At 67.9% G+C, this 19485-nt stretch carries 17 protein-coding genes and 1 pseudogene; 10 read left to right on the forward strand and 8 right to left on the reverse strand.

Annotated elements, in window-relative coordinates:
* The first annotated feature begins 82 nt into the window (after positions 1-82).
* The 5 genes and pseudogenes from rpmF to VHC04_RS23145 form a co-directional block, all read left to right on the forward strand.
* On the forward strand, positions 83-286 hold the full coding sequence (gene rpmF / locus VHC04_RS09420; RefSeq protein ID WP_325680402.1) for a 50S ribosomal protein L32: 204 nt from the start codon (positions 83-85) through the stop codon (positions 284-286).
* 25 nt (positions 287-311) lie between these two features.
* The gene (gene plsX, locus VHC04_RS09425; RefSeq protein ID WP_325680404.1) at positions 312-1445 is read left to right on the forward strand and encodes a phosphate acyltransferase PlsX; all 1134 of its coding nucleotides are present in this window, start codon (positions 312-314) and stop codon (positions 1443-1445) included.
* 12 nt (positions 1446-1457) lie between these two features.
* Positions 1458-2432: a beta-ketoacyl-ACP synthase III gene (locus VHC04_RS09430; RefSeq protein ID WP_325680406.1), complete on the forward strand. Its 975-nt coding sequence runs from the start codon at positions 1458-1460 to the stop codon at positions 2430-2432.
* A 142-nt stretch (positions 2433-2574) separates the two neighbouring features.
* Complete coding sequence (locus VHC04_RS09435; RefSeq protein WP_325680408.1) at positions 2575-2889, forward strand: integration host factor subunit alpha; 315 nt, start codon at positions 2575-2577, stop codon at positions 2887-2889.
* Between the two features lie 84 nt (positions 2890-2973).
* Positions 2974-3210 (forward strand): annotated as a pseudogene (locus VHC04_RS23145) (MerR family transcriptional regulator); the annotation flags it as partial.
* Between the two features lie 755 nt (positions 3211-3965).
* On the opposite strand, the gene VHC04_RS09445 reads toward VHC04_RS23145, so the two are convergent.
* Both VHC04_RS09445 and VHC04_RS09450 read right to left on the reverse strand, forming a co-directional pair.
* Entirely contained in the window at positions 3966-5174 is a 1209-nt protein-coding gene (locus tag VHC04_RS09445) for an acyl-CoA dehydrogenase (protein WP_325680412.1), read from the reverse strand.
* Complete coding sequence (locus tag VHC04_RS09450) at positions 5171-6958, reverse strand: DEAD/DEAH box helicase (RefSeq protein WP_408903800.1); 1788 nt, start codon at positions 6956-6958, stop codon at positions 5171-5173. Before VHC04_RS09450 ends, VHC04_RS09445 begins: the two co-directional genes overlap by 4 nt.
* A gap of 796 nt (positions 6959-7754) precedes the next feature.
* Here VHC04_RS09450 and VHC04_RS09455 point away from each other — a divergent pair.
* The 3 genes from VHC04_RS09455 to ppk2 all read left to right on the forward strand — a co-directional run bounded on the left by VHC04_RS09455 (position 7755) and on the right by ppk2 (position 11475).
* A complete protein-coding gene (locus VHC04_RS09455; RefSeq protein ID WP_325680414.1) occupies positions 7755-9212 on the forward strand; it encodes a PAS-domain containing protein in 1458 nt (485 codons plus the stop codon).
* Between the two features lie 280 nt (positions 9213-9492).
* Entirely contained in the window at positions 9493-10311 is an 819-nt protein-coding gene (locus VHC04_RS09460; RefSeq protein ID WP_325680416.1) for an SDR family NAD(P)-dependent oxidoreductase, read from the forward strand.
* Between the two features lie 243 nt (positions 10312-10554).
* Positions 10555-11475, forward strand: a complete 921-nt coding sequence (gene ppk2, locus VHC04_RS09465) for a polyphosphate kinase 2 (RefSeq protein WP_325680418.1) — start codon at positions 10555-10557, stop codon at positions 11473-11475.
* A 131-nt stretch (positions 11476-11606) separates the two neighbouring features.
* On the opposite strand, the gene VHC04_RS09470 is transcribed toward ppk2, so the two are convergent.
* Genes VHC04_RS09470 through VHC04_RS09480 form a run of 3 tightly spaced genes read right to left on the reverse strand, consistent with a single transcriptional unit; the run spans position 11607 to position 14928 of the window.
* Positions 11607-12782 (reverse strand): hypothetical protein, encoded by a 1176-nt coding sequence (locus tag VHC04_RS09470; protein WP_325680420.1) that lies wholly within the window; start codon positions 12780-12782, stop codon positions 11607-11609.
* A 12-nt stretch (positions 12783-12794) separates the two neighbouring features.
* The gene (locus VHC04_RS09475; protein WP_325680422.1) at positions 12795-13391 is read right to left on the reverse strand and encodes a DUF3035 domain-containing protein; all 597 of its coding nucleotides are present in this window, start codon (positions 13389-13391) and stop codon (positions 12795-12797) included.
* 49 nt (positions 13392-13440) lie between these two features.
* Positions 13441-14928 (reverse strand): MFS transporter, encoded by a 1488-nt coding sequence (locus VHC04_RS09480; protein ID WP_325680424.1) that lies wholly within the window; start codon positions 14926-14928, stop codon positions 13441-13443.
* 179 nt (positions 14929-15107) lie between these two features.
* Here VHC04_RS09480 and VHC04_RS09485 point away from each other — a divergent pair, with 179 nt between their 5' ends.
* The gene (locus tag VHC04_RS09485; protein ID WP_325680426.1) at positions 15108-16379 is read left to right on the forward strand and encodes a J domain-containing protein; all 1272 of its coding nucleotides are present in this window, start codon (positions 15108-15110) and stop codon (positions 16377-16379) included.
* Between the two features lie 46 nt (positions 16380-16425).
* On the opposite strand, the gene VHC04_RS09490 is transcribed toward VHC04_RS09485, so the two are convergent.
* Complete coding sequence (locus VHC04_RS09490) at positions 16426-16620, reverse strand: hypothetical protein (RefSeq protein ID WP_325680428.1); 195 nt, start codon at positions 16618-16620, stop codon at positions 16426-16428.
* Between the two features lie 84 nt (positions 16621-16704).
* On the reverse strand, positions 16705-16917 hold the full coding sequence (locus VHC04_RS09495) for an alcohol dehydrogenase catalytic domain-containing protein (protein ID WP_325680430.1): 213 nt from the start codon (positions 16915-16917) through the stop codon (positions 16705-16707).
* A gap of 153 nt (positions 16918-17070) precedes the next feature.
* Between VHC04_RS09495 and VHC04_RS09500 the strand changes: the two genes are divergently transcribed.
* Positions 17071-17421, forward strand: coding sequence for a hypothetical protein (locus VHC04_RS09500; RefSeq protein ID WP_325680432.1), 351 nt, complete (start codon positions 17071-17073; stop codon positions 17419-17421).
* Between the two features lie 92 nt (positions 17422-17513).
* On the opposite strand, the gene VHC04_RS09505 is transcribed toward VHC04_RS09500, so the two are convergent.
* A complete protein-coding gene (locus VHC04_RS09505; protein WP_325680434.1) occupies positions 17514-19439 on the reverse strand; it encodes an ABC transporter ATP-binding protein in 1926 nt (641 codons plus the stop codon).
* Between the last annotated feature and the right edge of the window lie 46 nt (positions 19440-19485).

The following is a 19485-nucleotide window of genomic DNA, read 5'->3' on the forward strand; positions in this document are numbered from 1 at the left end:
GCTCACGCGTTCCTCTCATGGCGTCTGAAAGCCGGCCTTGCCGCGCCGCGGGCGCTGACTTGTTTTAGAAAGAGCCGGTTCCATGGCCGTACCGAAGAGAAAGACCTCCCCCTCCCGCCGTGGCATGCGGCGCAGCCACGAGGCGCTGAACCGCGAGGCGTATGCCGAGTGTGGGAATTGCGGCGAGCTGAAGCGGCCGCACCATATCTGCAGCCATTGCGGCCACTATGACGGACGCGAAGTCGTCGCGGCCGGCAAGTCGCTGCGAGGCTCCGTCAGAGCCTGATTCGCGGCAAGCGCCCCGTCCGGCGGTGAGCGATCCGTCCCGCGCGCGGTATGCCCTCGCCATCGACGCCATGGGCGGCGATCAGGCGCCGGACATGGTGATCGACGGGTTGGAGCTTGCCGCCGAGAGGCACCCGGAGGCCCGTTTCCTGCTGATCGGCGATGAGCCGAAACTGACCGCGCTGCTGCGGAAGCGGCGGCGGGCCCAGGCCGTCTGTACCGTGCTGCACGCCACCGAGGTGGTAACCGGGGACATGAAGCCGACCGCGGCGCTGCGGCTGCGGAAATCCTCCATGCGGGTGGCGATCGACGCGGTGGTGGCCGGGGATGCCGCCGGCGTCGTGTCGGCCGGCAATACCGGCGCGCTGCTGACGCTGTCGAAGATCGTGCTGAAATCCCTGCCCGGCATCGACCGGCCGGCGATGGCCGCCATCGCGCCCTCCCGGCGTGGCGACGTGGTGATGCTGGATCTGGGTGCCAACGTGCAATGCGACGTGCGCAATCTGGTGGAATTCGCCGTCATGGGTGACGTGTTCGCCCGCACCGTACTGGGCCTGACCGCGCCGACCATCGGCCTGCTGAATGTCGGCTCCGAGGATCTGAAGGGTGTCGACACCGTCCGCGACGCCGCCGAGGTATTGCGCGCCAGCCATCTGGCTCCGCAATTCCACGGCTTCGTCGAAGGCCATGACATCGCCGGCGGCACCGTCGATGTCGTCGTCACCGATGGCTTCACCGGCAACGTCGCGTTGAAGACGGGCGAGGGCGCGCTGAAGCTGATGGGCGAGTTCATGAAGATGGTCTTCACGAGCGGCCTCATCGCCAAGATAGCCTATCTGTTGGTGCGACCGGGCCTGGACCGGCTGCGCGAATGGCTCGATCCACGGCGTTACAACGGCGCGGTGATGGTCGGGCTGAACGGTGTCGTGGTGAAGTCGCATGGCGGCACCGACGCCCAGGGTTTCGCCCATGCCGTCGATGTCGCGATGGACATGGTCGTGCACCGCTTCAATGACCGCATCCGTGACGATCTGGCCAGGCTGGGGCTGGACAAGCGGGGCGGCACCGACAAGAACAAGCTGCCGGCGGCAGAGGCCAACGCCGGAGGCGACGCGCCGCCGTTGAGCGCGACCGACGACAACCAGTTGGCCACCGCCTGATCAGGACCCGTCATGCAGCCCTGTTCCATTCTCGCCGGTTGCGGCGGCTACTTGCCTGAGCGGATCGTCAGCAATGACGAGCTGGCGCGTACCGTCGACACCTCGGATGAATGGATCCGGGAGCGGACCGGCATCCGCCAGCGGCATTTCGCCGCGCATCATGAAACGACGGCGTTCATGGGCACCGCCGCGGCACGGGCGGCCCTGGCCGATGCCGGTGCCACGGTCGACGACGTGGACGCGATCATCCTGGCCACCAGCACCCCCGACCAGGCGTTTCCCGCCACCGCGCTGCGCGTGCAGGCGGCGCTGGGGGTCAAGCGCGGCTTCGGCTTCGACCTGTCGGCCGCCTGCGCCGGGTTCATCTATGGCCTGTCCGTCGCCGATGGGCTGATCAAGGCGCGCCAGGCGACCGGCGTGCTGGTGATCGGCAGCGAGGTCTATTCCCGCATCCTGAACTGGCAGGACCGCGGCACCTGCGTGCTGTTCGGCGACGGTGCCGGCGCGGTGTTCCTGCGTGCCGCCGCATCGGACGGCGAGGTCGACCGGCGCGGCATCCTGTCCACCCATATCCACGCCCAGGGCACCTTGGGCGACATCCTGTATGTCGACGGCGCGGTCGGTCAGCCCGACCATCCCGGACATCTGGTCATGAACGGCCGCGAAGTGTTCCGCCATGCGGTGACCCGCCTGGCCGAGGCGGTGGACGAGGCGATGGCGGCCAACGGATTGACGCATGCCGACATCGACTGGCTGGTGCCGCACCAGGCCAACCGGCGCATCATCGACGCGATGGGCCGCAAGCTGAGCCTGCCGCCGGAACGGGTGGTCGTGACGGTGGACCGGCACGCCAACACCTCCGCGGCCTCGGTACCCCTGGCGTTGGCCGAGGCTCGGCAGGACGGCCGGATCCGCGACGGGCAGCTGGTGCTGCTAGAGGCGCTGGGCGGCGGTCTGACCTGGGGATCCGCGTTGGTCCGCATGTAGATCCCGCGTTCTGCCTCAAGATCAGGGGCGAACGCGGCGGAAATGACACAGCGGCACGGTGCCTTCCCGCAAGCCTCTGAAACTGAGGGTTTTTCACCGCCAAAAACTTGACGGTGCATAAACGCGTCCATAGCATTCATGAATGCTCACCATCACCCGCGCCCATATCGCCGAAATGATCTACACCCAGGTCGGCCTATCGCGGAACGAATCAGCCGATCTGCTGGAAGACGTCCTCGACCGCATCGCGGCGCGGCTGGAGCAGGGAGAAACCGTCAAGATCAGTGGGTTCGGCACGTTTTCGGTACGCCAGAAAGGGCGGCGCATCGGCCGCAACCCGAAAACCGGAGAGGAAGTACCGATCCTGCCGCGCCGGGTGCTGGTGTTCCGGCCCAGCCACGTGCTGAAGGCGCATGTCAACGGCACCCCGCCGGGCGAAGGGGACGAGGATGAGTGAGCTGACGCACGATAGCCTCGGCCGGGCGGCGTGACCGAGGACGTCAAGGATGCGGGCCTGGACGCCGGGCAGCGGCCGCGCCCTAAGAAAGCGCCCAACGCTTTCCGCACGATCAGCGAGGTGGCGGACGAGCTTCACATTCCGCAGCACGTCCTCCGCTTCTGGGAGACGAGGTTTCCGCAGGTCCGGCCGCTGAAGCGTGGCGGCGGCCGGCGCTATTACCGGCCGGACGATATCGGCCTGCTGCGGCGAATCGCCGATCTGCTGTATACGCAGGGCTACACCATCAAGGGGGTCCAGCGGTTGCTGCGTGAAGGCGGAGGCCATCTGTCCGACGATATCCCGCCGCCCAGCGCGGATGAGCGGGCTGCCGCGGATGCCGAAAAGGCCAGCCTTCAGCCGGATGACAGCGCACTGATTCCCGGCCTGGAATTGCTACCGTCCCCGGCGCCGCCCGCCGCTCGGTCCGCCCCACGGCCGAAGACTGATTCAGGTGAGGTGGAGAAGCTGAAGGCCCTGTTGCACGAGGCGCTGACGGAGCTTGAGGCGTTGCGGGCTCTGCTACCGCATTAGAGAGCGCGACCGCCTGAAGCCGGCGGTGAGAGGGCGTGAATCGCACCCCTTGAAGCAAAGCGGTGGACAAAGCATGACCGGGTCAACCCGACCCTATCATGGTTTATCGGTCCGGGCCGATCCTGCTGTTGGTAAAAGACTCAATTAATCAAATTACTATAGGATGATGTTGATATATTTGTAGAGCGACCCCGGCAGGTCTCGAACAACCCGCGCCGTCCATCATGACAGGGCCGCCTGACCGGGACTTCCCGTAACGACCCACCGAGGCTTCCCATCACAGCGTGTCGGCTAACCCGGGCTCGCGGTAACGGCCGACCGGCCGGCCCTGACTTCCCATAACGACCGGGCTTCCGTCATGGCGGCCACAGGCCCGCCACCGCGCCCTGGTCAAAAAGGGCGCGGGTGGCGGACCGCAATTGTCGACAGAAAGCCAAGGCGCCGGTCAGGACGAGTCCGCGACGGGCCAAGCTCCGAACCGGCCGGTGCCCGAAACCCCGATGTCAGGCGGCGCCGAACGCCGAAATGCCCGTCTGGGCACGGCCCAGGATCAGGGCATGCACGTCATGGGTCCCTTCGTAGGTGTTCACCGTCTCCAGGTTCATCACGTGGCGGATCACGTGATACTCATCGACGATGCCGTTGCCGCCGTGCATGTCGCGCGCGACGCGCGCGATCTCCAATGCCTTGCCGCAGTTGTTGCGCTTCATCAGGCTGATCATCTCGGGCGCGGCGTTGTGCTCCTCCATCAGCCGGCCCAGCCGCAGCACGCCATGCAGGCCCAGTGTGATCTCGGTCTGCATGTCCGCCAGCTTCTTCTGGATCAGCTGCGTCGCCGCCAGCGGCCGGCCGAACATCATCCGCTGCAGCGTATAGTCGCGGGCGGCGTGCCAGCAGAACTCGGCGGCGCCCAGCGCGCCCCAGGCAATGCCGTAGCGCGCGTTGTTGAGGCAGGAGAACGGGCCGCGCAGCCCCTTCACGTTCGGCAGCTGGTTCTCGGCGGGGACGAACACGTCCTGCATCATGATCATCCCGGTGACCGATGCCCGCAGCGAGAACTTCCCTTCGATCTTCGGCGTTGTCAGCCCGGCCATGCCGCGTTCCAGGATGAAGCCGCGGATGTCGCCGGCGTCGTCCTTCGCCCATACCACCAGCACGTCGGCGATCGGCGCATTGGTGATCCAGGTCTTCGATCCGTTCAGCACGAAGCCGCCATCGACCTTCTTCGCGCGCGTGCGCATCGAGGCCGGGTCCGACCCGGCATCCGGCTCCGTCAGGCCGAAACAGCCGACGAACGCACCGCTGCGCAGCTTGGGGATGAACTTCTGGCGCTGCTCCTCCGACCCGAACGTGTAGATCGGGAACATCACCAGCGAGGACTGGACGGAAAACGCCGAGCGATAGCCGGAATCGACACGCTCCACTTCGCGGGAGATCAGGCCGTAGCTGACATAGTTCACGCCGGCGCAGCCATAGCCCTGCAGCGTGGCGCCGAGGAAACCCATTTCCCCGTACTCGTTCATGATCTCCCGGTCGAAATGCTCCTGCCGGTTGGCCATCAGCACGCGAGGAAACAGCTTCTCCTGGCAGAACGCTTGGGCGGCGTCGCGGATGGCCCGCTCATCCTCGGTCAGCGCGGCGTCCAGGCGCAGCGCATCGTCCCAGGCGAACGGGGTGAAGGGGCTGGAGGGCCGGGCAGAGGTGTCGTTCATGCGTCTGTCTCATTAATGTCGGTGGAACGGGGACGCCGGGGACGCAGCAGCATGAAGGCTGGCACATCGTCGCCGAAGCCGACAACCGCCGGGCCGAGGTCGTCGTCCCGCCGGTAGCGTTCGCGCCGGCCTTCATCCCGGCGGCCCTCATCGCGGCGCGGTTCTCCCCAACGCGTGTCATCGCGGCGGCTCTCCTCCCGCCGAGCGGCTTCCCTTCGCGGCTCGTCCCGCCTTGGCTCGTCCCGCCTTGGCTCGTCCCGATGAGCCTCGCCACGCTGGGCTTCCTGACGCTGGGCTTCTCCGCGTCGAGCCTCCCCCTGGCGGCTTTCATCCCGCTTGGTGCGGCTCGTGACCGGGCGGTCCTCGGCGGGCGCGTCGCGGCGGCTCTTCGGGGTGCGCGTCTTCGGTTCGGTGGCCTTGCGGGCGGCGGGCTTCTTCGGCTCCGCCCTGGCACCGCGGCCCCGGCGCTTGCGGCCGGCACCCTCGGCCCAGTCGACCGGGTCCAGCCCCTCGACGATCACCGGCGGGATCGCGTGGCCGATCAGTTTCTCGATCTGCTCGACCGCATAACGGTCATCGGGCGCGGCGATGGTGAAGGCGTTGCCCGACAAGCCGGCGCGGCCGGTGCGGCCGATGCGGTGCACGTAGTCCTCGGCATGGATCGGCACGTCAAAATTGAACACGTGCGACAGTCCGCCGATGTCCAACCCGCGCGCGGCGACGTCGCTGCATACCAGCAGCTTCAGATCGCCGGCCTTGAATTTTTCCAGTGTCTGGAAGCGGATCGTCTGTGACAGGTCACCGTGCAGCGCGCCGGCGCTGAACTGGTGCTTGGTCAGCGACTTGTACAGGATGTCCACGTCGACCTTGCGGTTGCAGAAGATCAGCGCGTTCTGCACGTTCTGCGACCGGATCAGCCGGCGCAGCGCCTCCCGCTTGTCATGTTCCGCCACCAGGGCCAGGCCCTCGGTGATGGTCGTCGCCACCGACGCCGCTCGGGCGACCGTGATCTCCCTCGGGTTCCGCAGGAACGCGTCCGCCAGGCGGCGGATCTCCGGCCCCATGGTCGCCGAGAAGAACAGCGTCTGCCGGCTTGCCGGCAGCAGGGAGACGATGCGCTCGACGTCCGGAATGAAGCCCATGTCCAGCATGCGGTCGGCTTCGTCGATCACCAGAATGCCGGTGTCGGACATCAGGACCGATCCGCGGTCGAACATGTCCAGCAGCCGGCCGGGCGTGGCGATCAGCACATCGACGCCGCGATTCAGTACTTCCCGCTGATCGGTCATGCTCTCGCCGCCGATGATCAGCGCGTGGGTCAGTTTCAGGTATTTGCCGTAATTGACGAAATTCTCGGCCACCTGCAGCGCCAGTTCGCGCGTCGGTTCCAGGATCAGGCTGCGTGGCATGCGCGCCCGGGCCCGTCGTCCGGTCAGGATATCCAGCATCGGCAGGGTGAAGCTGGCGGTCTTGCCGGTGCCGGTTTGCGCGATGCCCAGCACGTCACGGCCCATCAGGACCTGGGGAACCGCCTGCTCCTGGATCGGCGTCGGGTGCCGGTAGCCCATGTCGTCGATAGCCCGCAGCACATCCTCGGACAGGCCGAGATCGGCGAACGTGGTCCGTTGGGGTTCCGGCGGCGGTCCTTCAAGGATCGGGACCGGCGCGGTCTCGGCCGGCCCGACATCCTCGACAGCGGCATCCTCAACAGCAGCATCCTCGGCCGCGGCACTATCGCCGGATACGGCCTCGGCGTGCGGAGTGTCGGCCGGCGGGGCGCTCATGCCCGGTTCCGCCACGGTAGAGGGTGTTGCCGCCTCGGTCTCCGCGTGCCTGATCACCGCGGCGGGCGGGCTCGCCTCCGCCGTGGGCATGTCGGCTGCCAGCGTGCCGGATCGGCGCGTATCCGATGCGGACATGTCGGCCTCCGGCAGGTGTTCCGCCGGTCCGGCGGCAGTGGCCGCAGTCTTCCGTGCGTCGTCCTTGTCCGGTCGGGCGGTGTCGGCGTGTACGGTTTCAGCGTGCTCGGTCACGTTGGCCTCGTGTTTCGGCGTGTCATCGTGCACGCCGTTCGGTCCCGGTGAGGCGGTTGTTATTTCGGTCAAAACGGATCCAGTCGGTTCCTTGGCTGGTGCGTGCGGATGCCGGCCCGGCGGGGGCGCGGGGCGCATCCCGCTGCGCAAGACGCACGCGGCTTCCACTCACGCGACGCGCGGGGTATCGGGATTGCGACCGGAAAAGTCAAGGATCAGCAGGGATTTGCCGTACTGATCCACCTATGCGCCCAGCGCGCGCGGCGGTCCGGCCTTCCGGCGATTGTGCGGGCGCCTCTCTGCAATCGTTGCCGAGGCCGAGGCCGGCCGGTAGGGTCGCGCGATCGCGGCGGCCGATTGCCTCCGGCCCGCTGCGCGGCGGGACGCGGCCAGTCGTCAGTCCTGGTCTTGATCAAGTCTTGTTCAAACGAGTTGAAGCAGCATGCCGAGCAGGAAGTCCAGGCGGAATCGAACCGGGTCCTCGGCACGCCGGTATACACCCGCGCAGGCCGTTCGCGCGGACCGTGTCAGGCGTTCGATCGGTGGCATGGAGATCGCCGGGGCGGTTGTGTCCTTCGCCATCGGCGCCGTGCTGGTGGTCCTGGTATGGATGGTCACCAGCCGCACCATCCAGGATCAGCGCGATCAGGTCCGCGACTCGGTCCAGCGCAACCTGCTGGGCCAGGCGGCGATCATGGCCAAGACCGTCGGCTATGAACTGCTGATGATCGATCAGAGCCTCACGGTCCTGCAGCAGGCCTGGGACACCGATTCCGGCCAGTTCGACCTCGCCAAGTGGAAGGACAGGCTGCCCGCGCTGACGGCGGTGAGCGATGACCTGTTCATTGCCGATAACAAGCGGGTGATCCGTCAGGACATCCTGCCGCAGGCGGTGGGACAAAATATCGCGTCCGGCTACGTATCGTGGCCGCACGGGTCGCTCGAGCGCATCGATACCCGTCCGCCCCAGACCGGCGTGCTGGTGGAAGGCGATACCTCGTCGGAGCGCATCGTCGAGGCGCGGCGCTTTATCATGTATGTCGCTCGTCCCCTCGAACGGCCGCCTGGCTGGATCATCGGCGCCTCCTACCGCACGGGCCAGCTGGTGAAGCTGTTCTCCTCGAACTGGTTCGGCACCAATGCGCTGGCCGGGATCGTCGACATGAAGAATGGCGGTCTCCAGACGATCATCGGACCGGCCGCGCGCCGGCCCGAACGCAACCTCGCGAAGACACCGCTGTTTGCGAACATGCAGAAGACCGATAGCGGGGTCTGGGGCGGGGTCAGTCCGATCGACGACGTTCCCCGCATCATGGCATTCTACCGGATACCGAACCAGGACATGATGATCCTTGTCGGCACCACCGAGGCCGAGGCGCTGGCACCCGCCGCCAGCTTCGCCAGCAACGCGCGGATGGTCGGCCTGCTGGCCAGCGGCACCCTACTGGTCATCGCCGGGATCGTCGCCTGGGCCTTCTATCGCAACAGGGCCAATCAGCGGCGGGAGCGGGCCTATTTGCGCGACTCCGCCGAGCTGGAGCGGCTGCGCCAGGATGAGGCGCGGCTGGCGGAACGGAGCCAGTTGCAATCAGCGCGGCTGCGGACATTGTTGGAGCACGTGTCCGATGGTGTCGCGCTGGTGGACCCGGAGCAGCGCCTGATTCGCTGGAACCGGCGGTTCGAGCAGGGGATCGGTGTGCCGCTGGAAGAGAATCAACCGATCGACGCAATGCTGCGCCAGCAGGCGGCGCTAGGACTGTTCGATCCGCCCCCCGCAGACCCCGAGGCCGAGATCGCTCGGCGGGCACTCGCATTGCGTACCGGTGAGGAAGCGGTCGCGCAGGTCGCGCTGGGCCAGCAGGACCGCTACCTGCGTGGGCTGCCGGTCGCCGAGGGCGGCATGATCCTGCTGCTGACGGGGGTCGCCGCCATGCCGATGGCGGTCGCCGAGATGGACGTCCCCATGCCGGCGCCAGGACCGACCGCCGCGCCCATCGAGTGGTAGGGACCGCCGGGCGCTGCGGTTAGCCGTTCCGCAACCCGATCGGTGCGCGATAACCCGGCCCGCGTGTTTCAGCAGCAGGACGCTGGGGCCCGGCCGATGACCAGGCCGGAAGCCGGCGAGGGTGCATGCCGGGGCTTGGTCCGCCAGTTGGCGCGGCAGGATCGGTTCGGACCCGGCAGCATGGCGGGAACCCGAGGTGTGGCAAGGGACGCAATGGTGCGCGCCTTGGCCCGAGCGGGCAGGGGAGCTATCTGAGGCGGGTTCGCAGGAGGAAACATCGATGCTCAGCTTGAACGGGAAAGTCGCCATCGTCGCGGGGGCCGGATCGGTCGGCGATGCCGGCAGCAAGATCTATGGCAACGGCAAGGCCACGGCGGTGCTGATGGCGCGGCAGGGGGCGTCGGTGTTCCTGGTGGACATCAACGAGGCCGCGGTGAACGAGACCAAGGCGCTGATCGAGGCCGAGGGCGGTACCTGCGCCACCCATGTCTGCGACCTGATGGTGGCGGCGGATGTGCAGGAAATGGTGCAGGCCTGCGTCAGCCGGTTCAAGCGGATCGACATCCTGGTGAACAATGTCGGCGGCTCCGCGCCGGGCGATCCGGTGTCGATGTCCGAGGAGGTCTGGGACCGGCAGATCGACTTCAACCTGAAGACCGCCTTCCTGGGCTGCAAATATGTGATCCCGGTGATGCTGGAGCAGGGCAAGGGCGCCATCGTCAACATCGCCTCAGTCGCCGGCATGCGGAATGACTTCCTGTCCGGGCGGTCGCATGTCGGATACAGCGCCTCCAAGGCCGGCGTCATCCAGTTGTCGCGCTCCGTCGCCGGCACCTACGCCAAGAAGGGCATCCGCGTGAATACGGTGGTGCCGGGCCTGATGCACACGCCGCTGGTGGAGTATCGCCTGGCGCGCACGGTCGGCGGCAATGACGCGCAGAAGCTGATCGATGCCCGCAACGCGGCGGTGCCGATGGGCCATATGGGCGATGCGTGGGACGTCGCGCATGCGGTGCTGTTCCTCGCCTCGGACGAGGCGCGGTTCATCACCGCGACCGAAATCATCGTCGACGGCGGCAGCACCGCGTCGATGCCATAACGCAGGCGGTCCGTCGCGGGCGGAGGGATGCGCCCGTGACGGATCCTGTGTGCCAGGGCCCGCGGGGAGCCGGCCCGCGGGGAGCCCGGGCCTACGGAGAGTGAGGACCCACGGGGAGTCAGGGCCCATGGGGAGGCGGGACGCACGGGCCCATGGGGACGCCCCATCGAACGGCCATCAAACCGTCATTTCGCTGTCATCGATGTGCGCTACGAGGGCCCCTCGAACGGGAGAACAGGGTACATGCCGAGCGGACCCGCCAAGCTGGAAGATAAATCCTGGCTGGAACTTGAGCTGGAGGACGATTTCGACGAGGAGCTGGAGCAGGAGATCGATGATATCCGGGTCCCGGAGGCGCTGCGCAAGCTGCGGGACGTGCATCGGAAAGGAGCGATCGACCGCGGTGTCTATTTCCGTGAACTGCTGCGGCTGCAGTCGGAGCTGGTCCGGCTGCAGGACTGGGTCAGCTACAAGGGCCTGAAGATCGTCGTACTGTTCGAGGGCCGGGACAGTGCCGGCAAGGGCGGCGTGATCAAGCGGATCACCCAGCGCGTCAATCCGCGCGTCTGCCGTGTCGTGGCGCTGCCGGCGCCGTCGGACCGCGAGAAGACCCAGTGGTATTTCCAGCGCTACGTTCCGCATCTGCCCGCCGCCGGTGAAATGGTCCTGTTCGACCGGAGCTGGTACAACCGTGCCGGCGTGGAACGGGTGATGGGTTTCGCTTCGGAAGCCGAGGTGGAATCGTTCTTCCGCGACGTGCCGGCGTTCGAGCGGATGCTGGTCCGGTCCGGCATCATCCTGGTGAAATACTGGTTCTCCATCACCGACCAGGAGCAGCAGTACCGGTTCCTGATGCGCATCCACGACCCGATCAAGCAGTGGAAACTGTCGCCGATGGACCTGCAGTCGCGGGTTCGGTGGGAGCAATACACCAAGGCCAAGGAAGAGATGTTCGACCGCACGAACATTCCGGAAGCGCCCTGGTATATCGTCGAGGGCAACGACAAGAAGCGCGCCCGGCTCAACTGCATCGCCCACCTGCTGTCGCTGATCCCGTACGCGGATGTGCCACACGATCCTGTGCTGCTGCCGGAACGGGTCTTCGATCCGCATTACGAGCGGCGGACCTTGCCGCCAGAGCTGTACGTGCCGGAACAGTACTGAGCACGACCATCCATCCGGACCCGAACCTGGACACGTCGCGGTGATCACCGGCGGCATGTCCCCCGGCCATGATCGGAATCTTTCGGCAAGCGGTATGGACGGCTGACTCCGCGCGCCGCGCGGCCGGGCGGTCAGCGCGCGGCCTGCAGCGCGGTGTCGCCTTCGTAATGCCGGTTCGGGACCGGAAAGAAGCCGTAACACAGGCGCACCGTGTCCGGTTCCGGCATCTGCTGCAGGCGCAGCACCACCGGAGCGACCGCCATCAGACCGCGATGGCGGCGGCCCTGGCCCTGGACGACGTCCTGGATCGCGGCGATCAGCGCCTCATCGAAACCAAGCAGCGCGGGCCCGGGTGACAGCAGCAACAGGCCATGGTGCCGCGGATTGATGCGTCCGGCCGTCGCGGCCACCCGTTCCGCAACGGCGGTGCGCAGCGCGGCAGGAGTCCATGGTTGGCCGAACGGCACCTCGAACCGGTCGAAGACGTCCAGCACCATGGGCACCTTCTCGGTGGGGCCGACGGCCAGATCGAAACCGGTGGCCGCCGCCGGCGCCTCGGTCCTGGCGGGGAAGCTGACGCGGTTGCCCATCATCGCCGCGCAATAGGCAGCCACGAAAGGCGCTAGCCCATGCGAGGAAAAGCCTCGCGACGCCGCCCCCGCCACCATGGCCGGGAAGCCGGGATGATGCGACCAGGCGCCCACGAAATGCAGGAAGCCGGCAACGGTCACCACCGCGATCGGCGTCGGGATGCCATCGTCCGCACGCCATGGTCCAGCCGCCACGCGCGCCTGCAGATGCGCGATTGCCCAGGCCAGCGCATGCTGCGGCAATCCTCTTGCCGGATCGGCGGGGATCGAGGGCAGATCGCGACCGGTGATCCGCCGATGCGTGGCGACGGCCTCCTCCAGCAGCGTGGCAGTGATCTGGTACCGCCAGTCGGGCGTGCGCGGCTGAAACAGCGCCGCCACCCGGTCGATCTCGGCGCGGCTGATGATGAAGGCACTCGGGTTCAGCGTCGCGGTGAAGCGGCGTGATTCGGCCACCGGCTCGGCGATGATCACCGCGAAGGGCGGCCGCGCCGGGTCCGCCAGGCGCAGGGTGGTGGTGACCGCGGCGCAGCGTCCGCATTGCAGGCCGATATCGATGAAATAGGCGGGATCATATGCGTCGATCAGCCGGTTGCCGCAGGCGGCACACTCCAGCACACCCTGGCCGACGCCCTGGAATACGGGTCCGTCGAACGCCTGGATGAAATGGACGACCGCGCCGTCCTCGGCCTGGTCGGATCGCGCCGGTTCGGACAAGGCGGAAAGGACCTACATCCAGGGCAGCCAGCTGAGCCAGCCCTTCGGCTTCTGCTGGATGATCGGGGTTTCGCCGACATCGGGGGGCTGCCCCAGCGCGGCATTCTGCCGCAGGCGTTGCGCCTCTTTCTGCGCGTCGACCTGGGCGCCTTCCGTGCCGGGCTTGCGCCAATACAGGATCTTGTCGATCAGGCTCTGATCGTCGGCGGCGTAGCGCGCATCCTGGTTGACCTTCTGGCGGATATCCGCCGGTGCCGCCGGCCCTGTCTCCGCCAATAGCGCATCCTGTCCCGCGCTGGCGCCCGCTTGCGGCTGGTTCAGCGCCAATTGCGGCACCAGGGCCTCCTCCGCCGCCTGGCGCTCCGACTGCTCCTGCGGACGCGGGGCGCCGGGCCGCGGCGGGCGCAACGTGAAATCCGGCGGCATCGACAACGGCGCGCGCGTGGTGACGGTGAATTCATCCGGGGCGTCGCGGGTCAGTCCGAAGGTGCGATAGAGCGAATTCATGCCGCTGCAGCCGGACAGCAGCAGCAGCAGGCCACAGGCGGCCGCGGCGGGCAGCGCCTGGGACGGAAGGGAGGAACGTGGGCGGGACGGGGCAATCGGCATGGCGTGTTCCTTAGCCACGAGCGCGCAGCGCGGCAAGCATGCCGACACTCTACGACCCAGCCGCGCCCGCTCGGCTCCGTGATGGAATCGAAAGCAGCATAGCAAAAAAGAGACCCGCCGACAGTGTCCATTGCGCAATGGCGAAGGCATGCGCGTAGCTGCGTTCGTCACTGGCGTCGCCCAGTGCCGCGAAGAACAGGCTGCCGATCGCGGCGACGCTGACCGCGGCGCCGATCTGCAGGGCGCTGTTGGTGATGCCGGCGGCGACGCCGCCCTGGGCGGGCGGAACGTCGCCCATCACTGTGGCGAACAGGCGCGGAAAGGCGATGCCCTGGCCGAAGCCGGCCAGCAGCACCAGCGTTGACAATGACCAGCCGGCCAGGCCGCGGGCGACCGCAAGGCCGATCAGCACATAGAAAGTCACCTGGATCGCCATGCCGATGGTCAGCAGCCGGGGCCGCAGCCGCACCAGCGGCGCGGTAGCCAGCGGTCCGAGGAACAGGCCAATACCGTACGGGACGATCGCGAGGCCGGTATGCAAGGGTTCCACGCCACGGCCTTCCTGCTGATACAGGCCGAACAGCAGGTAGAAGCTGGTGGTGAAGAAGAACAGCGCCGCCACCAGAACGCCGCGGCGGAAGCTGGGGATTCGAAACAGGCTCATGTCCACCAGCGGCATGCCGCCGACCCGCGCCAGCCGGCCCTCATACCAGACGAACGCCAGTGCCAGCGCGGGCGCCAGTGCCAGGGTTGCGAATACCCATGGCGGCCAGCCGTGCTCCCGCCCCTCGGACAGCGGCACCACCACCGCCGCCAGCATCGCCGACACCAGCAGCGCCCCGCCCAGGTCCAGCCGCACCCGGGCGCCGCCGCCGGTGCGCGGCACGACGGTCGCGCCCAATACAAGCGTCGCCGCGCAGACCGGCAGGGTCAGCAGGAACACCGCGCGCCAGCCCAGTCCGAACGGGTTCCATTGGATCAACGCGCCGCCGAAGAACTGGCCGGTGACCGCGGCGAGGCCCATCATGATGGCATAGCAACTCATCGCCCGAGCCAGCTCGCGCTCGTTCAGGAACATTGCCCGGATCGAGCCGAGCACCTGCGGCAGCAACACGGCGGCCGAGGCCCCTTGCGCGATGCGTGCCGCCACCAGCTGCAACGGCGAGGTGGCGATGCCGCAAGCCAGGCTTGCCAATGAGAAGGCGGCCATGCCCAACAGGAAGCAACGGCGCCGGCCATAAAGGTCGCCCAGTCGGCCGCCGGTGATCAGGAAGACCGCGTACCCCGACGCATAGCCGGAGATGACGAACTGCACCTGCGCGGGCGTCGCATTCAGGCTTTCATGGATCGATGACAGCGCGACGTTGACGATGAAGAAGTCCACCGGCGGCAGGAAGCCGCCCGCCAGCAGCACCACCAGGGCGACCCAGCGCAGCCGGTAGCCGTCCGGCGCGCCGGCCTCGGCGGATGGTGCCGGATCGCGCGCGCCAGGACGAAAAACCGGTCCCGCCGGAAGGGGACGTTCTGCTATAGCCATGCTGCGATGTCCGTTGGAAATCTGTCGGTCCTGAACGCCCTGTCTGGCCGCGGCGCCGTCCCCGCGTCCTTGCGCGGCAACCGGCGGCGGGCGCCAGATACCTTGAGGATTCGCGTATACCCTGCCTGTGTCGGATGGTCACGCCATGACGGCCGTGCGGATGGATGGGACGGCCCCCGATGACCCCGCTTCGCCGCCACGATTCCCCCAACGCCCGTGATCTCGCCCGCGATCCGCAGGGCTATTACGCGGCGCTCGGCGTGGAGCCGGCGGCAACGCAAGAAGCGATCATGCACGCCTTCCGCCGCAGGGCACTGAAGCTGCATCCGGATGTGCCGAAGACCGGCAACAAGGAGGCGTTTCTGATATTGCGCTCGGCCTATGACGTGCTGTCGCACCCCGATCGCCGCCGCGCCTATGACGAGTCGGCCAACCGGCCGGAGCCGCCGCCGGTTCCCCCCGTCGCGCCGGCGGCGCACGGGGCGCATGATTTCCGGCCCAACGTCGCCACGCCGTCCTGGCTGGATGACGATCTGCTGGCGCCGGGCCACCCCGCGGCCGCGGGCTACACGCCGCCCGGCTTCACCCCGCGCTCGTCGGCAACCGGGACCGCCGGACCGCAGGACGCCGTTGCGTTTCCGATCATGCCGATCATGTCGGGCGTGGCGGTGGCCGCGATCCTGTGCGTGGGTGTCGTCGAGGTGGCGTTGCACCTGCGCGGCGAGCCCGCCATCACCTCCGCGGGTATCACCGCGACCGCGCCGCCGGTTGCGCCGCAACCCGAATCGGCGCAGCGCGCCGCCCTGCTGGGACCGACGCCGGTCCGGCTGGCCGGCGCACCCAATTTCTTCGTGGTCCCCTCGGCGGGCCCCACCACGTTGTGGCGACGGGAACAGGATTCCGACCGCATGACCGCCATCGGCCAGTTGCCGCCGTTCAGCTCCGTTCAAGCGCTGCATGTCGACAAGAAGACCGGCCTCGTGGAGATCCGTACCGACGCCACGGCGACCGCGTTCGTCGAAGGGCGGCATCTGGCGCCGGGTGACGCCGACGCCGCGCGGCGCGCCTATTGCGCCTACAATGCCGGCCCCGTCCCCTATGACGGCGAGATCCTGGAACGCCGCGGCCAGGGCGCCCGGTCATTAAGGATCGAGAACCATTCGGTGCAGCCCGCTGTCGTGAAGCTGCGCGATCCGCAAGGCGCGGTGGCGATGGCAGTCTACCTGGCGCCGAACAGCGGCAGCGACGTGACCGGGGTGCCCGACGGTCCGTTGCACGCCGATATCGGTATCGGTGAGCTCTGGAGCCGAGCCTGCAATACCTTCGCGGCCGGATTGCGGGCATGGCGGATGACCAGCCCGGTAGGCGCTGCCGGCGCGGCGGCGCTGATCCTGCCGGCGGCGCCGGGCGATGTGCGGGATATCGCCGACGAGGCCTTCGCCGGGGAGTGACCGCCATGCCAGCCGGACCGGCCGCGCCGTCCGCCCGGCATGGCGGTCATGGTCTCAAGATCACCTCGCTGGCGGCGCGCTGACGGGCAAGTTCGAGCCCTTCCAATCCGCGCTCCAGCGGCAGGCGATGAGTGATCATCGGCCGATAGCCTTCGGGGTCGCGGCCCAGCAGCGCGATGACCCGCTCCCCGGTGCGCGGTTCCCGCCCATGCGAGGCACGCAACTGGTGCCTATTCCGCACGAACGGGGTCAGCGGCAGGGTCAGCGGCGCCGGGTGGAGGCCAGCGCGTGCCCGCGGTCACCGCGGTGCCCGGGCCGACGGCAATCACCCGGCCGGGAATTCGCGCCCCATGGTGACCGGCAGATGCGGCACCATGAAGTCATAGCCATCTGCCCATTCATAGGCGTGAACATCGCTGCCGCAGATTCCCACGGCCTCCATCTGGATACGGACCTGGCCGGGGCCGACCGGGCCAGGGCCCGGCACGTCCTGGGCTTCCAGGCCAAATCCCGTCCTTGTCTTGCGCAGCCCCAGCATGGGCGGGGAAATTCCATGCTCGTTTCCGCACGGATCGTCGGCCCGCACCGTGGCGCGCGCCCTCAAAGAGGGCACCCGGCTGACGCCTCGCAGTCTCGCCCGGTCTTGCCATATACCACAACCTGTAATAGTATATGTCTATTGTAAGCAACTATGAAGAGCTATCCTATGGGCGCTTCCCCATCCGCCGGCAACGCGCTGGCCTCTGTCACCGAGACGATGGTTGACGTGCTGCTGCCGCTGTTCCTGGGGCCGGCGGGCGGCGACCCCCAGCTCGCCGCAGCCATGGTCCGTGACCGGATCGAGGGCTATGGACCGCGTTCGGTCCCGGATCTGCTGCGGATCGGGCGGATCATCGGGCTGCGCATGTCCGCGGTGGACCACCTGCGGCTGTCGATGGAATCGGACGGCGATGTCCGGCAATGCTGGGACCTCGCCGCTTCCCTGTCGCGGGAGGCGGACCAGATCCTCCGATCGCGTGACGAAGCCCCCTTGGCGCGCTGACCGGCAAGGCGCCCGCCGATGGGTGGGCCGATGATGGGTGGGCCGCCGATGGGTGGCCGCCCGGATGGCCCGTCTCGGCCGGCCGGCCCGCATCAGGCCGCTTTCACCTCCGGCTCGGGCGCCAGGATCGCCTCCATCCGCTGCCTGCGCAGCAGATCCCGGTAGGGGCCGGGCCGGGCGGCGAGAGTCGCGGGGGATCCGTCGTCGACGATGCGGCCGTGATCCATGACGATGATGCGGTCGAAGCTCTGCAAGGTCGACAACCGGTGCGCGATGGCGATGACGGTGCGGCCGGCCATCAAGCGGTCCAGCGCCGCCTGGATGGCCTGTTCCGATTCCGTGTCAAGCGCACTGGTCGCCTCATCCAGCAGCAGGATCGGTGCGTCCTTCAGCAGCGCGCGGGCGATCGCCAGGCGTTGACGCTGACCGCCGGACAGTTTCACCCCGCGGTCACCGACCATGGTGTTGAAGCCTTCCGGCAGCGCCTCGATGAAGTCGCGGCAATGCGCCATCTCGGCGGCGGCCAGCACCTCCGGCTCGCTCGCGTCGGGACGGGCATAGCGGATGTTGTCCAGCACCGTGCGGTGGAACAGGGAGATATCCTGCGGCACGATCGCCATGGCGTCACGCAGGCTGTCCTGCGTGACCGTGCGGATATCCTGCCCGTCGATGCGCACGCTGCCGTCGGCCACGTCGTAGAATCTCTGTAGCAGCGCCAGCACCGTCGACTTGCCGGCGCCGGAATAGCCGACCAGGCCGACCCGTTCCCCGGGGCGGATCGTCAGGTTGAAATCCTTCAGCACCGCCGGGCGACCGGGGTAGGCGAAGCTGGCATGGTCGAACTCCACGCCACCGGGTCCGGCGTGCAGGCGCTGTGCGTCGGCATGGTCGGGCAGGGCGTGCGGCACCAGCAGGGTGCCCATCGCTTCCTCCAGCCGCGCGATGTGTTGGGTCAGGTCCACCAGCGCCACCGCGAGGTCGCGGGTGCCGTGCAGGATGCCGAAAGCAAGGGTGGTCAACAGCACGACGTCGCCGACGGATGCCTGGCCGTGCTGCCACAGAAGCAGGCCCCAGGCGACGACGCCGGCGGTCAGCACCGCGGTCAGCACCGCGTGGACCAGCCGTATATGCTCCATGTAATACAGGCTGCGGCGGCGCGCCGCCATCTCGGTGTGCATGGCAGCGTCAATCCGGCGTTGCTCACGCAATGTCGCACCAAACGCCCGCACAACACTGAAATTGCCGATGATATCAACTAGTTCACCATCGACGGCGGCGGCCTTGCCGGCATAGTCGCGGTGCAGCGGCGCACCGCGGCGGGCGAGGTGGAAGACCACCACGCCCATGGCGCCGGCGATGGCGACCAGGGTCAGCGCCAGGGTGAGGTTGACCGAACCGATGAAGGCGATCGACAGCGCGACCGCAATGATCGGCGGCAGCACGTTCCACACCCCAGTATTCTCCAGCGTGAAACTGGCGTTGGCTGTGGCGCTGATCCGGCTGGCCAGCGCGCCCGGCAGGCGTTCCGCGAAATAGGACGGCGCATGGCCGGACAGGTGGTGGAACAGGTCGCGCCGGATATCGCCGGTGACCGCGACGAAGGTACGGTGGGCGGCATAGCCGCCGACGCGCCAGGACAGGTTGTCGGCCGCGATCAGGCCGCACAGCAGGGCGAACGCGCCCCAGACCGCCTGCCCGGCGCCAGCCGGCCCGCGAGAGACGATGTCGATCAGGTGCTTCAGGCCATATTGGCTGGAAACGCTGCAGGTGACGCCGACGATCACCGACAGCAGCACCGTCAGATGGCCGGCGGAGTGAGTCCTTATATATGCGAACAGAAACGCCAGCGGCCGGCCGCGCAGGGCAGGAAAATCCTGATGACGCGGACCGGTGTCGTTGCCAGTCCCGCGGGCTACCGGGCCGGTGACAGGACGGCCGGCGGCGGTCGGCGGCCGCATCCCGGTCAAGGAGACGGGCCCGAGTGACGGCGGGGCGATCGCCCCCTCAATATGCCCCATGGCGGCGGCAAACTCCTGCCGGGATGAGAGTTGCGGACCCGGACCG

The sequence above is a fragment of the Rhodopila sp. genome (assembly GCF_035548095.1).
Taxonomy (GTDB): Bacteria; Pseudomonadota; Alphaproteobacteria; order Acetobacterales; family Acetobacteraceae; genus Rhodopila.

Coding starts and splice junctions, on each gene's coding strand:
- rpmF (WP_325680402.1), top strand. CDS start 83: ATGGCCGTACCGAAGAGAAAGACCTCCCCCTCCCGCCGTGGCATGCGG.
- VHC04_RS09430 (WP_325680406.1), top strand. CDS start 1,458: ATGCAGCCCTGTTCCATTCTCGCCGGTTGCGGCGGCTACTTGCCTGAG.
- VHC04_RS09435 (WP_325680408.1), top strand. CDS start 2,575: ATGCTCACCATCACCCGCGCCCATATCGCCGAAATGATCTACACCCAG.
- VHC04_RS09445 (WP_325680412.1), bottom strand. CDS start 5,174: ATGAACGACACCTCTGCCCGGCCCTCCAGCCCCTTCACCCCGTTCGCC.
- VHC04_RS09450 (WP_408903800.1), bottom strand. CDS start 6,958: ATGAGCGCCCCGCCGGCCGACACTCCGCACGCCGAGGCCGTATCCGGC.
- VHC04_RS09455 (WP_325680414.1), top strand. CDS start 7,755: ATGGAGATCGCCGGGGCGGTTGTGTCCTTCGCCATCGGCGCCGTGCTG.
- VHC04_RS09460 (WP_325680416.1), top strand. CDS start 9,493: ATGCTCAGCTTGAACGGGAAAGTCGCCATCGTCGCGGGGGCCGGATCG.
- ppk2 (WP_325680418.1), top strand. CDS start 10,555: ATGCCGAGCGGACCCGCCAAGCTGGAAGATAAATCCTGGCTGGAACTT.
- VHC04_RS09475 (WP_325680422.1), bottom strand. CDS start 13,391: ATGCCGATTGCCCCGTCCCGCCCACGTTCCTCCCTTCCGTCCCAGGCG.
- VHC04_RS09480 (WP_325680424.1), bottom strand. CDS start 14,928: ATGGCTATAGCAGAACGTCCCCTTCCGGCGGGACCGGTTTTTCGTCCT.
- VHC04_RS09485 (WP_325680426.1), top strand. CDS start 15,108: ATGACCCCGCTTCGCCGCCACGATTCCCCCAACGCCCGTGATCTCGCC.
- VHC04_RS09495 (WP_325680430.1), bottom strand. CDS start 16,917: ATGCTGGGGCTGCGCAAGACAAGGACGGGATTTGGCCTGGAAGCCCAG.
- VHC04_RS09500 (WP_325680432.1), top strand. CDS start 17,071: ATGAAGAGCTATCCTATGGGCGCTTCCCCATCCGCCGGCAACGCGCTG.
- VHC04_RS09505 (WP_325680434.1), bottom strand. CDS start 19,439: ATGGGGCATATTGAGGGGGCGATCGCCCCGCCGTCACTCGGGCCCGTC.